Origin of the sequence: uncultured Streptomyces sp., from assembly GCF_947488945.1 — a bacterium.
Taxonomy (GTDB): Bacteria; Actinomycetota; Actinomycetes; order Streptomycetales; family Streptomycetaceae; genus Streptomyces.
Genome location: NZ_CANLBS010000030.1, coordinates 1 through 16,108 on the forward strand (window position 1 = coordinate 1; position 16,108 = coordinate 16,108).

At 70.2% G+C, this 16,108-nt stretch carries 13 protein-coding genes and 1 pseudogene; 4 read left to right on the forward strand and 10 right to left on the reverse strand.

Features of this window, described 5'->3' with window-relative positions; translation table 11 throughout:
- Positions 1–120: 120 nt before the first annotated feature.
- Positions 121–825 (forward strand): annotated as a pseudogene (locus tag Q0994_RS30975) (IS5 family transposase); the annotation flags it as partial.
- Positions 826–907: 82 nt separating this feature from the next.
- Here Q0994_RS30975 and Q0994_RS30980 read toward each other — a convergent pair.
- Positions 908–1,612, reverse strand: coding sequence for a hypothetical protein (locus Q0994_RS30980; RefSeq protein ID WP_299541431.1), 705 nt, complete (start codon positions 1,610–1,612; stop codon positions 908–910).
- 304 nt (positions 1,613–1,916) lie between these two features.
- Between Q0994_RS30980 and Q0994_RS30985 the strand changes: the two genes are divergently transcribed.
- From Q0994_RS30985 to Q0994_RS30995, 3 genes are all read left to right on the forward strand, one after another.
- Complete coding sequence (locus Q0994_RS30985) at positions 1,917–3,770, forward strand: sensor histidine kinase (RefSeq protein WP_299541433.1); 1,854 nt, start codon at positions 1,917–1,919, stop codon at positions 3,768–3,770.
- A gap of 104 nt (positions 3,771–3,874) precedes the next feature.
- The gene (locus Q0994_RS30990; RefSeq protein ID WP_299541435.1) at positions 3,875–4,552 is read left to right on the forward strand and encodes a response regulator transcription factor; all 678 of its coding nucleotides are present in this window, start codon (positions 3,875–3,877) and stop codon (positions 4,550–4,552) included.
- A 1,256-nt stretch (positions 4,553–5,808) separates the two neighbouring features.
- Complete coding sequence (locus Q0994_RS30995; protein WP_299541437.1) at positions 5,809–7,080, forward strand: prolyl oligopeptidase family serine peptidase; 1,272 nt, start codon at positions 5,809–5,811, stop codon at positions 7,078–7,080.
- 343 nt (positions 7,081–7,423) lie between these two features.
- Here the strand turns inward: Q0994_RS30995 and Q0994_RS31000 are convergent, their stop codons facing one another.
- The 9 genes from Q0994_RS31000 to Q0994_RS31040 form a co-directional block, all read right to left on the reverse strand.
- On the reverse strand, positions 7,424–8,215 hold the full coding sequence (locus Q0994_RS31000; RefSeq protein WP_299541439.1) for an alpha/beta fold hydrolase: 792 nt from the start codon (positions 8,213–8,215) through the stop codon (positions 7,424–7,426).
- A 328-nt stretch (positions 8,216–8,543) separates the two neighbouring features.
- Positions 8,544–9,557 (reverse strand): 4-hydroxy-2-oxovalerate aldolase, encoded by a 1,014-nt coding sequence (gene dmpG, locus Q0994_RS31005; RefSeq protein ID WP_299541441.1) that lies wholly within the window; start codon positions 9,555–9,557, stop codon positions 8,544–8,546.
- Entirely contained in the window at positions 9,554–10,498 is a 945-nt protein-coding gene (locus Q0994_RS31010; protein WP_299541443.1) for an acetaldehyde dehydrogenase (acetylating), read from the reverse strand. Before Q0994_RS31010 ends, dmpG begins: the two co-directional genes overlap by 4 nt.
- A complete protein-coding gene (locus Q0994_RS31015) occupies positions 10,495–11,301 on the reverse strand; it encodes a 2-keto-4-pentenoate hydratase (protein ID WP_299541445.1) in 807 nt (268 codons plus the stop codon). The genes Q0994_RS31010 and Q0994_RS31015 overlap by 4 nt, the downstream gene beginning before the upstream one ends.
- Entirely contained in the window at positions 11,298–11,618 is a 321-nt protein-coding gene (gene fdxA, locus Q0994_RS31020; protein ID WP_299541447.1) for a ferredoxin, read from the reverse strand. Before fdxA ends, Q0994_RS31015 begins: the two co-directional genes overlap by 4 nt.
- Positions 11,619–11,625: 7 nt before the next feature.
- A complete protein-coding gene (locus Q0994_RS31025; protein WP_299541449.1) occupies positions 11,626–12,630 on the reverse strand; it encodes an NAD(P)/FAD-dependent oxidoreductase in 1,005 nt (334 codons plus the stop codon).
- Positions 12,631–12,806: 176 nt separating this feature from the next.
- Positions 12,807–13,532 carry an IclR family transcriptional regulator gene (locus Q0994_RS31030; protein ID WP_299541451.1) on the reverse strand — a complete coding sequence of 242 codons (726 nt, stop codon included), beginning with the start codon at positions 13,530–13,532 and terminating at the stop codon, positions 12,807–12,809.
- Between the two features lie 140 nt (positions 13,533–13,672).
- Complete coding sequence (locus tag Q0994_RS31035; RefSeq protein ID WP_299541453.1) at positions 13,673–14,632, reverse strand: catechol 1,2-dioxygenase; 960 nt, start codon at positions 14,630–14,632, stop codon at positions 13,673–13,675.
- Entirely contained in the window at positions 14,629–16,014 is a 1,386-nt protein-coding gene (locus tag Q0994_RS31040) for a M20 family metallopeptidase (protein WP_299541455.1), read from the reverse strand. Before Q0994_RS31040 ends, Q0994_RS31035 begins: the two co-directional genes overlap by 4 nt.
- Positions 16,015–16,108 lie beyond the last annotated feature (94 nt).

Here is a 16,108-nt window from a genome sequence, read left to right on the forward strand (position 1 = left end):
CTCGATCCGCGCCCACTGCGCGTCAGTCAACGGCACAACCAGACCAACGATCGGATGATCTGAACGAAACGGCCTAGTCGTGTCTTCGATTGAGCTTGAGTGGTGGTTCATGGGCGCTTGATACGTCGCCATGAACTGTCCGATGAGGAAGAGGAGTTCGTCCGGCCGCTGCTGCCTGCGTCCTTGCGGGGGCGGAAGCCGTGGGACGATCGAAGGGTGCTCAACGGGATCGTGTGCAAGTTCCGCACAGGCACGGCCTTGCCGGACGTGCCTGAGCGGTATGGGCCGTGGTAGACGCTGCCACCCGGTTTCGCCGGTGGGCCCTGGACGGCCCCTTCGAGCGGATGCTCCGGGCCGCGCAGGCCCGGGTGGACGCGGCCGGGGACGCCGCAGCCCATGCCTCGGACGCTCGCGGGGTGGCCTGACCAGCAAGATTCACCTGGCCTGTGACGCTTTCGGGCGTCCGCTCGCCTTCGCTCTCACGGGCGGGAACACCAACGACTGCACGCAGTTCACCGCCGTGATGGAAGCGATCCGGGTGCCCCGCCCCGGGCCGGGGCGGCCCCGGGTGCGGCCGGCTCACGTGCTGGGCGACAAGGGCTACAGCTCCCGTGGGATACGAACCTGGCTCAGGCGTCGCTGCATCGGCCATACCGTCCCCGAGCGGGCCGACCAGGTCCGCAACCGGCTCCGGCGCGGCAGCCGGGGCGGACGCCCGCCAAGCTTCGACAAGCAGCTCCACAAGCGGCGCGACGTCGTGGAACGGTGCTTCAACCGGCTCAAGCAGTGGCGCGGCATCGCGACCCGCTACAAGACCGCCGAGCCCGTGGCGTGTCGGCAACACGACGCGCAACGGCTGTCCGTGGCGTACCTGACTTGTATCGCCGTAGCGGGAGTGATGTACGTGTCAGTCCACTTCCAGGGCGTCCAGAGCCAGCGTGTGGGCTATGGCGAGGCGGCGGTCGATGTCGGGCGCGAGGATCTCAAGTACGTACCGGGTGTGCAGCCCCAGCTTCTTGGTGACGGTCATCAGCGGCTTGCCGCTCTCGGTGTACTCGAAGCGGTACGGCCACATGAACGGTACGTATTCGAGATACGGCACGAACTCCCAGATGAACCGGACGAAGGCCACCACCCGGCTGTGCTCGCGGCCGGTCAGTTTCATCGTCCCCGGCTGGCGCACCTGCCATGTCCTGCGGAGGAAGGACGCGCCCGCGTCCTCGTAGAACGACCCCAAGGACTGGCCCGAAGCGTCCCGCACGTCGTACATGTAGCCCACTTCGTGGTCGCGGCCCTTGAAGGCGGCGAGAACGGACTTCCTGGACGCGTCCGTATAGACGGTCACCTGTCCCCTGAGCGACAGCCGCTTCTCGCGTGCGTATGCGACGGGCTGGCCCTCGGAGCCGTCCGGCCGGGCCACGCTCACCACGTACTCGCCGGCCGTGAGGCTCAGTGTCTTCTTGATGACGAAGGTGTCGTGGGACTGGATGTCCGGTGCTTCCGCAGTGGTGGGGGCCGGGACTGGGGCGGGGGTGGCCTTGGTGAGGCTGGCGGCGGCCCTGTCCTTCTCCGCGCCCGTTCCTGCACTCGACTCCGTGCCCGTGCTGTCCATGTGGCGTCTCCCGTTGTCCGCGTGGCCCCGATTCGGTCCGTCCATCGTCGGCCGCACGACCGGCCCGGCGCAGTCTCCGGAAGTCGCGATCCTGGGCGACGAAAGGTGTCAACTTTCGTCGTACGGTGGCACGACGCTCGGCCGATGCACGCGTTCTTCCGGGGGTCCTACCGTCGGTCCGGTGTATGCGGACAGGGAAGTGGATGTGGATGTGGATGTGAGGGCAGGTACGGATGTGGGAGATCGACGGGTACGTTCCGCCGGGCTCGCCGTTCGCGGCCTCCGGCGGCGGTTGAGCGGCGGTGTGCTCTGGAGCCCCGCCCGTATCGTCGGGGAGGCGGTGCTCGCCGTCACCCTCGCCGGGCTCGCCACGGGCATCGGCGCGTGGGTGGACACGCTCGACGCGCGGACCGTCCCCCTCGCCGGGGCGATGGCCCTGCTGGCGCCCGCGCGCCACGCGCTGCCCGCGACCGTCCTCATCCTCTCCGCCCCGCTGGCCGGGGGGTGGAGCGTCATGGCCTCCGTGCTGCTGGTCTGCGCCGCCTGGTCGGCGGGGCGGCGGATCACGGAACCCTGGCGGGTGGCCGCCGCGTTCGGGGCCGCGTGTGTGCTCCACACCGTCCCGGGCGTGTACCACGACATCACCTCGGGGGCCGCGCCCGTGCTGCCCGTCACCCTCGGGTGGAACGTCGTGACATTCCTGACCCTGGCCGTGGTGCCGGCCCTCGTCGGCCGCTACCGGGACCAACGGCGGCGACTGCTCGACGCGTTGTGGCAGAACAATCAGCAACTCAGGCGCGAGCAGGCGATGGTGGCCCGTGAGGCGCGGTTGCTGGAGCGCAACCGCATCGCCCATGACATGCACGACAGCCTCGGCCATCAGCTCGCCCTGATCTCCGTGCACGCGGGCGCCCTCCAGGTCGACCCGGAGCTGACCGGGAACCAGCGGGAGGCCGTACGGATCCTCCGGGGCGCCTCCGTCACCGCGATGGCGGAGTTGCGGGCGGCGGTGGGGGTGCTCCACGACGAGGCGGAGTATGGGGAGCAACAGAACGAGCAGCAGTACCAGGGGCATCAGTCTCACCAGGGGAACCAGGGGGAGATTTCCTACCGGGAGTACGGGGAGCACCGGGAACACCAGGGGCGCCAGCGGCAGCCGGTGGGCGACGGCGCCTCGGTGCCGTACGCGCCCCGTACCACCGCCGCCATCGACGGCCTGGTCGAGTCGTCCAGGGGCGCGGGCACGGCGGTGTCGCTGGACCGGAGCGGTGTCCGGAGGCCGTTGGCGCCCGCCGCTGACCACGAGGCGTACCGCATCGTCCAGGAGGGGCTGACCAACGCTCACAAGCACGCGCCGGGTGCGCCGATACGCCTTGCCCTGCGGTACGAACCGGACAGCCTGGTCGTGGAGGTCACCAACGGGCCCGTGCCGGGCGGAGCGCCCGAGGTGCCGCCGGAGATCAGCGGCGGCCAAGGGCTGAAAGGGCTGCACGAGCGGGTCGGCCGGGTCGGCGGCATGGTGCACACCGGGCCCACCGAGGACGGCGGCTTCCGGATCGCGGGGATGCTGCCGTACGGGGAGGAGAGCAGGGCGGGAAGCGGGGCGGAGGGCCGGGCGGGGCACCTCGGGGGACACGGGGCGGGGAACGGTGCCCGGGCCGCGGGGCCGTACGGCGCGACCTCCGTCGTACCGGCTCGCGACGTTCGAGGGCAGCTGGGTCCGGGGGCGGTGGACGACGGTGGAACGGTCATCAACGGGGCCGATCCACAGAGGGAGTTCACCGCCATTATGAGTACCAGGAAGAGCGTCGCCATCGGCTGCGCCGTCACCGCCGTCGTCCTCGTCGCGGGCGTCATCGGCCTGGGCGTCTGGGGGATCGGCGTCATGACGGAAGAGGTGAAGAAGGCGGACATCTCGCCGGGCGTCTACGAGGAAGCGAAGGTCGGGGACGCCGAGGCGGACATCCGGGCCAGGCTCCCCGAAGAGGACTCGTGGCTCACCTCGGACCTGGCGGACCAGGGGCCCAGGCTGCCCGACGGAGCGACATGCCGACACTTCACCTCCGAGGACGACCAGGGGGTCGACTTCCTCACCGTCTTCCGGTTCTGCTTCCAGGACGGGAAGTTGGTCTCCAAGGAGACGTACAAGGCGACGTGATGCGGGGCTCCGTGCGGCGGGTCGGCCCGTACAGGGCATGATGGCGGGGCCACTCCGTCCGTTCTCCTTGACCATGTCATGATCGGCACCGCGCAGGAGGTTGTGTGATCCGGGTCCTCGTCGCCGACGACGAGCCGCTCATCAGGGCCGGCATCAGAATGATCCTCACCTCGGCCGACGACATCGACGTGGTCGCCGAGGCCGGGGACGGCCGCGAGGCGGTGGAGAAGGCCCGGGGCGGCGGGGTCAACGTGGCGCTGCTGGACATCCAGATGCCGGTGATGGACGGGCTGACGGCGCTGGTCGAGCTCGGCCGCGCCGCGCCGAAGGTACGGGTCCTGATCCTCACCACCTTCGGCGAGCGGGACAACGTACTGCGGACGCTCGGCCACGGCGGTGCGGGGTTCCTGCTGAAGGACTCCGCGCCCGACGAGCTGATCCAGGCGGTGCGGGCCGCGGCGGCGGGCAACGCGTATCTCTCACCCGCGGCCACCCGGCATGTGGCGGACGTGCTCTCCGCCACTGGGGCCACCACGCGCGGGGAGGCCGCGCGGCGCCGGCTCGACGGGCTCACCACCCGGGAGCGCGAGGTGCTGGCGCTGCTCGGGGAGGGGCTCTCCAACGCGGACGCGGGGCGGCGGCTGCATATGAGCGAGGCCACGGTGAAGACGTACGTCAGCCGCATCCTCGCCAAGCTCGACTGCGACAACCGCGTCCAGGCCGCCCTCTTCGCCCGCGACGCCGGGCTTCAGCCGGGGGGACTTCAGCCGGGCGGGCACTGACCGGGCGGAGCGTCACTTCCGTACGGCCTGACCTCTGTACGGGGGCGCGGCGTCCGTACGTGCCCCTTCCGGCCCGGTGGGCCGAGACACGCGGATCCGCCCGACCGTATCCGTACGGTCGTATCGCACCGCCAGGCCTGAGCGGTCGGGTCCCCGCTCGTCGGAGCCTCCCCCGAGGACACGAGGGAGAGCTCTTCCGGACGGACCGAAACGGGCCTCTGCCCCCTGACCGTGCTGCTCCGGTTCAGGGCCGACTTCTACGACTGCCGGACACGCCCCGGGGGGCGAAGCTCGCAGGCCCGTGTCCTCGGACACATCGTGATGCGCGTCGCGATGGTCCTCCAGTGGTGGCGCGTCACTGGACGCCGGTTCCGAGGCGGCTGGGCGAATGTTCGCCCGGTACGTGTAGAGGTCCGGGCCGAAACTGGTCGAAGTCGACTCCGACTTGCAGGAACGCCAGTGGCAGCGTCGGTGCGGGCCTTGCGAGGCCCCTCCGGCGAGCACTGTCCGTGAAAGGTGACGGGCTATCGGGCGTTCCTGATACGTCGTCACCCATTGGAGATCATCTTGCACACGCGTTGCACAAGGTGATGAAGAACAGCGGTGATCAATGGAAGGCCGAGAAGGGTATAGCCACCGGTCGTCGCGTGTTGAGGGGTGCCGTGCCCCGTGTCCCCAAGGGGCACGACACCCCGCCCCTCAGATGTCCCGGAAGAGACCAGTCGCTCAGCTGACCTGCGGGAACGTTCGACCACTAGCCTTTGACCTGGGGAAATGACCTTTCGGTTGTTTCACGCCTGTGCCCCTTGATGCGGCTGAAAGTCCCAGGAAAGTCCCAGAGGGCTCCCAAGGAGACCAGGCGTTCTTTCCAGGTCATGCGGGCTGTGCCGCGCGGCGTCTGCCGGCGTGGCGGGCGCAGCAGACAGCGGCGGCAGGAAGACCTGCCGGAGATTCGTTTTTCCCGCGCCGCGGTCCGCTGAGCGGAACACAAGCGTCGCGCCCCTGTCGAGCGAGTCACATGATGACTCCCTCGTCGCTCCGGCCTCTCAGGAAGTTCAGCACGATCCGCTGTCGGGCAGCGCATTTCCTGCCTGACGAACCCTGGTTCGAGCACCCCTCTGTCAGCTGCTCCCGCTTGAGCTGTTCTCGCCTCAGCTCCGGGCGGACGAGGCCGACCCTTCTCCCACTCGACGGCGGCCGCGCTCGGTTCGGCACACAGGCCGCGACAGAGCCTTCGCACCCCTTGAGGAGTTCGCATGGCAACACACATCAGCCGTCGCACCATCCTGGCCGCCGGCGCCGGTGCCGGCATGCTGTCTTTGCCCGGCGTCGCCGCGTACGCCGTCGACCGTGCGCCCACCAGCGTGAGATTCACCCTGAACGCCCAGGTGCTCGATGGTGGCGAACAAGTCACCTCGATCACCCTCGAGACCGCCCGGCTCGGCCCGATCGACCCGGCCGGTCTGACCACCGGCACGTTCGGCGTGCACGCCAAGGCCACCCGCCCGTTCGCCCTCACCCCCGACGACAGCAGGCTCGCGTACGACCTCGACCGCACGGTGACCGCTGTGCGGCTCGACCGCGAGGGCAACCTCGTGCTCGAACTGGCTCATGGCGAAGGCCAGTCAGGGGCGAGCACGCTCGGCTACCTCGCGAGCGAGGGCCGCAACGTGATGCTCGACCTCGTCTACACCCTCACGCAGCGGGCCCCGATCGCCCTGCGCAATCACCGGTCGATCACCATCGGCACCTTCGTGCAGAACCCTCAGCTCTCGGACCCCGAAGTGGACGCGTTCAGCTCCCACATATCCGGCTCGGGGATGAAGTACCGGCTGTACTCGCCCGCCGATTCCCGCTACTCGCGACGCGGCAAGCGCCCGCTGATCGTCTGGCTGCACGGCGGGGGTGAGGGCGCCTCACTGCCGAACAACTACTACGACAACGAAGTCACGCTGCGAGCCAACCGCGGCGCCCTGGGCTTCGCCACCCCCGAGGCGCAGCGCATTTTCGAGGGCGCCTATGTCGTGGCCCCGCAAAGCACCTCCTATTGGATGGAGGACGGCCCCCGCTTCGCCCCTCTCATTCACGAGATCATCAGCGACGTCACGCGCGCGAACCACATCGACCGCGACCGGATCTACGTAGCCGGCTGCAGCAACGGTGGCTACATGAGCATGAAAATGACCACCGTCCATCCCCATCTGTTCGCCGCCTCCGTGCCGATCTGCGGCATCGTCACGTCCTTCCCGCCCGGGAGCGCCCCGCTGCTCCCCGACAGCGAGCTGGCGCAGATCACCACGCCCAGCTGGCTTGTCGCCTCCAACGACGACCTCACCGTGGACCCGCAGGCCAACACCGCCCACGCGCACCATGTGATCCCCGGCTCGCTGATGACGCTCTACGACCACGTCGACTGGAACGGCTACCGGTTCGTCGGCCACTGGTCGTGGATCTATGTCGCCCGCAATGACCCCAGTACCGAGGGAACCCACATCTGGCAGTGGATGGCCGCCCAGCGTCGGCACTGAAGGCGGACCTCCCCGGGCAGAACCACCGCCGGCCGGCACCATTCATGGAGGTATTGATGAGCGAAGTAGATGATCCGGTTACTTTCCGGGCGTTATTGTCGCGGGATCCTCGCTCTCTGCGGGCGTCGCCGGATCGGCGCTGCTGATCACCCCGGAACTGCTCGCGACGCCGGCCGCCGCGGCCACGGAGCCCTGAGGGCCCACGGCACGGCTTCCCTCGCTCCTTCGCGAACGCGTCGCTCGTGCTCCGGGGCCGCCGCCGTGGTGGCGACGACCCTCGCGATCAGCAGGCCTGCGGGGAAATGCGGCGTCCCCTCCGCTGGGGCGCGCTCGTCCTGCCAGGTCAGCCGCGGCCGGCCCACTCCAGGACGGTAGCGGCGAACTCCTGCGGCACCTGCTCCGGTGCCGCCGCGTGTCCGGCGGACAGCACTCGGGTCGGACAGCCGATCGCCGCCGCGAACTTCGCCAGGGATGGCATGGAGTATTCGTCGTCGGGGGCGCAGACCGCGAGCGTGCGCGCGGTGATCTTCGGCAGGCGGGGTTCCATGGCGTAGCGGCGTACCGCCTGGTGGCCCTCCTCGACACGGTCGAGGACGGTCAGCGCGTCGATGACGTACCGGCCCAGGGCCGCCTCCTCGCCCGGCTGGTAGAAGCCGCGCCGGTTGTCCCACAGCTGCCGCAGGTGCGTGCCGTCCGGCGCGGGGTCGACGTGGTCGACGCGCCCGCCGGAGCCCCGCTTCTCGTCGTCGACGAACGACGTCGCCGAAAGGAGGAGGCTTGCCACGCGGTCCTGGAATCGGGCTGCCACCTCGACGGCGACCACCCCGCCGGTGTGGTGCCCGACCAGGTGGAAGTGGTGCAGGCCGAGCGCCTCGATCAGGTCGCCGACGCCGTCCGCGAAGCGTTCGATGGTGTGCTGCCCCTCGGGCTTCGCGGACGCCCCGTAGCCCAGGGTGTCCATCGCGATCGCCCGGTACCGGGCACCGACCAGGGGGAGCACGTCGAGGTACTCCGTCCAGGAGCGGGGCGTCTGGTGGAGCAGCAGTACGGGCTCGCCGTCGCCGGTCTCCGCGTAGTGCAACTGGCCGAATCGGCTGGGCACATAGCCCTTCCGCAGCGTGTTCGTTTCCGTCATGCGGGAGTCGCTTTCGTCACAGGACCGGCAGCACCGAGGCGCCGACGGATTCGATGAGGTCGGTGGGCGGGGCGTACGAGCGACGTGCTGCAGGAACACCCCCTGCACGCACGCCGTCGGCGTGCAGGGGGACGGTCCGCTCCCGGCTGCGCGACCCGCAGCCCGCGGTGCCGCTGCACATGGTGGTGAGCGGGCCACGCAATCTCCGGCTCGCCGGTGAGGCTGTCGAATCCGAGTGTCTCCGCCCTGCGCACCGTCGCCACGATCCGGTCGGCGCGGTCGCAGGGCGGGATACGGACGCCGGCCTTCAACCGGGTTGCCGAGTAGCTCACTTGGCTTCTCGCGCCGTCAGGTCGAGCGCGATGTCCGTGATCATGTCCTCCTGGCCGCCCACCATGCCGCGGCGGCCGACCTCGACGAGGATGGTGCGGGTGTCCAGGCCGTAGCGGGCGGCTGCCGCCTCCGCGTGGCGCAGGAAGCTGGAGTAGACGCCCGCGTAGCCGAGGCTCAGCGTCTCCCGGTCCACGCGCACTTCGCGGTCCTGGAGGGGGCGGACGAGGTCGTCTGCGGCGTCCATCAGCGGGAAGAGGTCGCAGTGGTGCTTCCAGCCAAGGAGGTCCGCGACCGCGACGAAGGCTTCGAGGGGGCAGTTGCCCGCGCCCGCGCCCTGGCCGGCGAGGGAGGCGTCGACGCGGGTGACGCCCTCCTCCACGGCCACGACCGTGTTGGCGACACCGAGGGCGAGATTGTGGTGGGCGTGAATGCCCAGCTCGGTTGCGGGATCGAGGACTTCGCGGTAGGCGCGGAACCGGTCGCGTACACCGTCCATGGTGAGGCGGCCGCCGGAGTCGGTGACGTAGACGCAGTGCGCGCCGTAGGACTCCATCAGCTTGGCCTGGCGGGCGAGCTCGGTGGGCTCGGCCATGTGGGACATCATCAGGAATCCGGCGACGTCCATGCCCAGCTCCCGCGCGGCGGCGATGTGCTGGGCGGCGATGTCGGCCTCGGTGCAGTGCGTGGCGACGCGCACCGAGCGGATGCCGAGCGCGTGGGCCTGCTTGAGGTCGTGGATGGTGCCGATGCCGGGGAGGAGGAGCGTGGTGGGGACGGCCGTGGTGGTGGCGTCGACGACGGCCTCGATCCACTCCCAGTCGGTGTGCGCGCCGACGCCGTAGTTGACGCTGGAGCCCGCGAGGCCGTCGCCGTGCGCGATCTCGACGGCGGCGACCCCGGCGGCGTCGAGGGCGGCCGCGATGGAGCGTGCCTGGTCGGTGGTGTAGCGGTGGCGGACGGCGTGCATGCCGTCCCGCAGGGTGACGTCCTGGACGTAGAGACTGGTCACTTGGCGGCCTCCGTCGCGTGGTGCGCGGCCATGCGCTCGGCGGTGCGCAGCGCGGCCGAGGTCATGATGTCGAGGTTCCCGGCGTAGGCGGGCAAGTAGTGCGCGGCGCCCTTGACTTCGAGGAAGACGGACACCTTCAGCGCCTCGCCGGTGCCGGAGGGGGCGAGGGAATGCAGTGGGTCACCGGGGCGGACCGTCTCGTACTGCACTTTCTGCTTGAGGCGGTAGCCGGGTACGTATGCCTGGACGCGGCCGACCATCTCCTCGACCGACGCCGTGACGGCCTCCTCGGCGCAGGCGGAGACGACACAGTGCACGGTGTCCCGCATGATCAACGGGGGCTCGGCCGGGTTGAGGACGATGATCGCCTTGCCGCGGGCGGCGCCGCCGACCTGTTCGATGGCGGAGGAGGTCGTCTCCGTGAACTCGTCGATGTTGGCGCGGGTGCCGGGGCCGGCCGAGCGCGAGGAGATCGAGGCGACGATCTCGCCGTAGTGGACCGTGGTGACCGCGTCGACCGCGGCGACGATCGGGATGGTGGCCTGGCCGCCGCAGGTGACCATGTTGACGTTCGGGGCAGCCAGGTGGGCGTCGCCGTTCACCGGTGGGACGACGTACGGGCCGAAGGCCGCCGGGGTCAGGTCGATGAGGGTGCGGCCGAGGGGGCGGAGAACGTCCTCGTGGTGGCGGTGGGCTCCGGCGGAGGTCGCGTCGAAGACGTACTCCACGTCCGCGAACTCCGCCATCTTCATGAGGCCCTCGACGCCCTCGTGGGTGGTGGCGACCTTCAGACGGCGGGCGCGGGCCAGACCGTCGGAGTCCGGGTCGATGCCGGCCATCGCCGCGATCTCCAGCGTCTCGGACAGCCGGAGGATCTTGATCATCAGGTCGGTTCCGATGTTTCCGGAGCCGATGACGGCGACCTTGGTGCGGGTACTCATGCGGTGTGTCCCTCCTTTGCGAGCTGCACGCTGATACGGCCCAGTTGACTGATCCGGGCCTCGAAACGGTCGCCGGGCGAGGCGGCGGCCATCGGGCCGAGCGCCCCGGTGAGCACCACGTCACCGGCCCGCAGCGGGTCGCCCGCCGCGGCCAGCGTCGAGGCGAGCCAGGCGGCGGCGTTGAGCGGGGAGCCGAGGCAGTCCGCGCCCGTGCCCGTGGAGACCGGTTCCGCGGCACCCTCGCGCGTCATCGTCATCCGTACGGCGCGCAGGTCCAGGCCCGACAGCGGCACGGGGGTGCCGCCGAGCACGTACAGGCCGCTGGAGGCGTTGTCAGCGACGGTGTCGACGATGGTGATGTCCCAGTCGGCGTTGCGGCTGTCGACGATCTCCAAGGCGGCGAGTGCGAAGTCGGTCGCCCGGATCACGTCCGCCACCGTGCACTCCCGGTGCGGCAGGTCTGATTTGAGTACGAGAGCGACCTCCGCCTCGACCTTGGGCTGGATGAGTCGCCCGGCCGCGACGGTGCCGCCGTCGGGTACGGCCATGTCGGCGAAGAGCGTTCCGAAGTCCGGCTGGTCCACACCGAGCTGTGCCTGCACGGCGGGGGAGGTCAGTCCGATCTTGCGACCGGCGATGCGGCGACCCGCTGACAGGCCGCGCTCGACGTTGAGGCGCTGAACTCTGTAGGCAGTGTCGATGTCGCTCTCGGGGAGCAGGGACCGTACGGGGGGACAGGGCTCACCCGCACGCTCGGCCGTCAACAGCGCGTCGGCTGCCTTCGCCACGTCCGCGGCGCTCACCGGGCGCTCACCAGCGGTGTGTCGACGCCGACCGGGCCGAGCGGCGTCGCTCCGCCGGGGGAGCCGAGGGCGGTGTCGCGGCCGGGGAGGATATCCGTGAAGAAGCGCCTGTTGTCCTCGCGGAAGTCGGGATCGGCCTTGCGGTCCACCGTGATCGCCTGCTCGGGGCAGGCGACTTCGCAGGCGCCGCAGTCGATGCACTCCACCGGGTTGATGTAGAGCTTGCGCTCGCCCTCGTAGATGCAGTCGACCGGGCACTCCTCCATGCAGGACCGGTCCATGATGTCGACGCAGGATGCGCCGATGACGTACGCCATGGTGTGTTCAGTGCTCCTTCTCGGTGGAGTGCCCGGGGAACAGGGCCGCCTCCGGATCGATGACGGTGGCAGCGTTGTTGACGGCGGTGGCCGCCTCGCCGAAGCCGACCGAGATGAGACGGACCTTGCCCGGGTAGTCGGTGATGTCGCCCGCCGCGAAGACCCGCGGCAGATTGGTCGCCATACGGGTGTCGACGGCGATCTTCCGCGCCCGGAGGTCCATTCCCCAGTGCTGCAGGGGGCCGAGGTCGGCGAGGAAGCCGAGCGAGGCGACGACGGTGCCGGCCGGGACGAGGCGGATCTCCTTGGTCGTGCGGTGCCGGATCTCGGCCTGCTCCACCCGGTCGGCGCCGGTGAGCCGGCTCACCTCGCTGTCGGTGACGATCTCCACGCCGAGGGTGCGGACCTTCCCGACGGACGCCGCGTGGGCGCGGAAGCGGGCGGTGCGGTGCACGAGGGTGACCGAGCGGGCGATCGGCGCGAGGAGGGCCGCCCAGTCGAAGGCGCTGTCACCGCCGCCCACGACCACCACATCCTGGTCCGCGTGCACGGACGGGTCCGGCACGAAGTACTCCAGTCCGCGCCCGAGGAACTCCTCTCCGGCGGGCAGCGCCCGCGGCGTGAACGTCCCCACGCCGCCCGTGATGACGACGGCCCCGGCCCGCACCGTCGCCCTTTGGTCGCTGCGGACGACCGGCATGCCGTCGGCGTCGTGCGTCAGCTTCGCGGCCCGGTGGCCGAGGAGATAGCGCGGGGAGTACGGCTCGGCCTGGGCGACGAGACCGTCCACCAGGTCGCGGCCTCGCACGGACAGGAAGCCGGCGATGTCGAAGATCGGCTTCTCGGGGTACATCGCGCTGATCTGCCCGCCGAGCTGCGGCAGAGCGTCCATGACGGTGACGGTCAGGCCGCGGAACCCGGCGCAGTACGCGCCGTAGAGGCCCGCCGGACCGGCGCCGATGATCAGGACGTCGGTGGTGAGGACGTCGGTGTCGTCGGTGAGTTGGCTCATGGGGTGAGCGTAGGAACGAAGGGGCGGTTCCCCCTACGGATCCGTTCCGGTGAGCAGGACGGCCGCTTGGAACGGTGTGGGGCAGGGAGTGCGCTCACGTGACACGGCGAGGGGCCCGCCGTCAGACGGACCCCTTCGTGAACCCGAGGGCCGGCGAGCGCACATCCCGGGTGCGCTCAGGCCAGTGAACGGCCGATGCCCAGCGCAGCGGTCCGTAGTGCGGTCGCGTGCCCGGCCGCGTCCATCCGGTAGGTGGGGGCCGTGATGGACAGCGCGCCCACCAGTGTGGTGCCCCCGGCGAACACCGGCACGGCCAGGCTCGCGTATCCGAGTCTGATCTCCTCGGACTCCAGGGCGATGCCCTGATCCCGGATCTGGTCCAGCTGGGCGCGGAGTCGCCCCGGTGAGATCACCGTGTGCCGGGTGAGCGGCTTGAGACCGTTGCGGACCACGTCGACGAAGAGTGACGGCGGCGAGTGCGCGAGGATCGCCTTGCCGGTGCCCGTGCAGTACAGCGGCAGCCGCCCTGCGACCCGGGACTCGGCATTCAGTCCCCGGTGCGGGAAGATCTTGTCCAGGTAGACGACGTCCAGGCTGTCGTGGATGGCGAAGTGGATGGTCTCCCGGGTGATCAGCAGCAGGTCCTCCATGTACGGCTGCACGGCCTCGCGCAGGATCCGCTGTCGATGGACCCGTTGCCCGAGCTCGAACAGACGCAGGCCGAGCCGGTAGTCGCACCCTTCCCGTTCCAGAAGCCCCCAGGTGACGAGTTCCTGGGCCAGCCGGTGCACGGTGGCCTTGGCCGCTCCCGACCGGCGCACCAGCTCGGCGAGCGAGAGCGCGGCGTCGTCGGAGGTGAAGGCCTCCAGGATCGGACGGACCTTGCCCAGTACGGAGTTCATGGGGTCGGTACCGACCGACTCGGCTTCCTCCGTATCGGTCGCGGATCTCGACGCCGCGTGGTGCGCCGACAACGAGCAATCGTCGGGCGTTGGGCCGGCGGGGGAGTGGTTACCGGCCGTCGCCACGTCGGCCGGCGCTTTCATGCCGGATGCTCCGCGTCCACGTCCGCCGGGTCGATGACCGCGACGCCCATCCCGGTGAGCCACTCGGGCATCGGCTCGTACGCCAGACGCCGTGCGGGCGCGTGGCCGAGGGCCGCGGCCATCAGCAGCCACGTTCGCAGTTCCTGTGCGCCGTTGCCCGCGGCCTTCTCCAGTTCCTCGCTCGTCCAGCCGGTGAGGCGGTGCGCCTCGCCGCGCTCGAGAAGGGCGAGGAACTCGTTGTCGAACTCCGGGGTGAGGGAAGCCTCGGCGGCCCGGATGATCTCGCGGCGGCGGGCGTCGTAGTCCTGCCAGTTCTCGCGGCCGTTGAGCCATGCTCCGACCATGAACTCCTCGTCCTCGCCGTGCGGTTCGCGCCAGTCCGGCCAGGGCAGACGGTGGGAGAGTCCACCCGAGCCGACCACGGCGACGCGCCGGTCGCCCGGGAAGGCGAGGACGGCGTCACGAATGGCGCGGCCCAACTGGTCGCACCGCTCAAGGGTCGGCAGCGGATGGGCGAAGACGTTCACCACCAACGGAACGATCTGCACGTCCAGCCCGTCCAGCAGGTACTGGATGGCGTGGGTTTGTCCGTGGTCGATCTGAAGCCGGGCGGAGAACGCCGGATCGAACCGCCCGCTCTCCACCAGTGAGTCGGCGATGTGCTGAGCCAGGGGCACGTCCACCTGCTGGGGCCCCTTGGGAGTGCCGGACTCGCCGCTGGCGATGCATTCCCCCACGCCGAGCGTGAACGGCGGGATCAGATCGAGCCAGAAACCGCGGAAGTGGTTCGAGCCGATGAGGACGACTGTGTCGGGACGGGTGCGGGCCAGTTCGTCGCGGGCCGCGCGGAGCGCGTCGCGGAAGCGTTCGGCGCGGTCCTTGTGGAGGGTTTCTTCCCAATGGGTGTTCATCAGCGTGCTGTGGGAGGCCCCCACGCCGAGCACGATCTCGCTCATGCCGATACTCCTTCCGGCTCCACGTCGGGCCCCGGCCTCGTGGCGGAGTCGCACTCCGCCTGTGAACGGGTGACGGTGTCGACCGCCGTGCGGATCAGGTGGCGGGTCAGTTTCTGCATCTCCCGTACGGAGACGGTGTTCATGCCGCGGGCGAAGTCGATGTCGAAGGGCGCATGGGCGACCTTCGGCATGCCGACACGGACCGTCGGGACGCCACGCCCGCGGAGGATGTTGGCATCGGTCGCGCCGCTGTTGCCGTTCACCACCTCGTGCGGGCGCCCTTCGAGGGCCTCCCATGCGGCGACCGCGCTGCGGAAGACCCAGCTCTCCCGGCTGGTGCTGGTCCCCGGGATGGCGAGGATCATCTCGACCGTGGCGTCGAGCCCCGGCATCGCGCGCTTCAGGTCCGCCACGGCCGCGATGAACTCACGCTTCGCCTGCACGGGCGTCGTCTCCGGGGCGATCCGCAGGTCGACCCGCAAGGTGCAGACCGCCGTGGTCACGGCGGCCATACGTGGCCAGCCGCCCCGCACCGACGACACGATGCCCTGCGGCGCGACCGTGCCGGTGGTGTGCCGCTTCGCGTACTCGGCGAACCACCGCTCCAGGTGCCGTACGACGTCGCCGGCGCGACTGATCGCGTTGTCGTACGGCAGCCGGTGGCGCGAGCCCACGTAGGTGTGGGTGCCGTGCACCGTCACCTCGAACCAGACCAGACCGACCTCCTCCCACGACACGGTCCACCCCGGCTTGGCGATGATCGCGTAGTCGGTGTGGAGTCCCTGCTCCAGAAGAAACGAACAGCCCGCTCCCTGGCCGGTGTTGAGCCGGGCGCCCCCCGGCCGGGCGTTGGTCGGCATCCCACCGGCGCCGAACGCGGCGACCAGATCCCCGGTCAACGGCACGCCGGCCAGCGCGATCGCCTCCGCGGCCATCATGACGCAGGCCGCGTGTCCTTTGGGGTTGGAGGCGCCGAGGCCGGTCACCAGGTCGTCGTAGACGGTGGCCTCGGGGCGCATGTCCTCCCGCAGCTTCGGCCCGATCCACGGAACGTCCTCGCTCTCCTCACCCACGGTGAGGGTGTCGATGGGCGCGTACAGCATCAGATCGGGCCCGGTGCCGTCGCCTTCGAGCCGCGCCCACGCGTTCGCCTGGCGTGCGTCGATCGGTTGGCAGCCCGCGCGCAGACCCACCGATGCGAGGCTTTCCACGATGTGTTCGGCGAGGGCGCGTTCGTCGCCGGTCGGGCTCGGGACGCCGACCAGTCCGACGATCAGCTCACGCAGCCGCTCCTCGGTGACATGTCGCCATGCCTCCGTCACCCAGGCGCGACGCCGGTCGCCGAGCCCGGAGAGCCCGTCGGGCTCGTTGCCGCCGCTCACTGGTTGACCCGGTGGACCTGGGTCATCGTCGTCCGGGCGAAGCGCCTCTTCGCGCGGGGGACTGCCACCGCGACGGCGACACCGAAGAGGATCT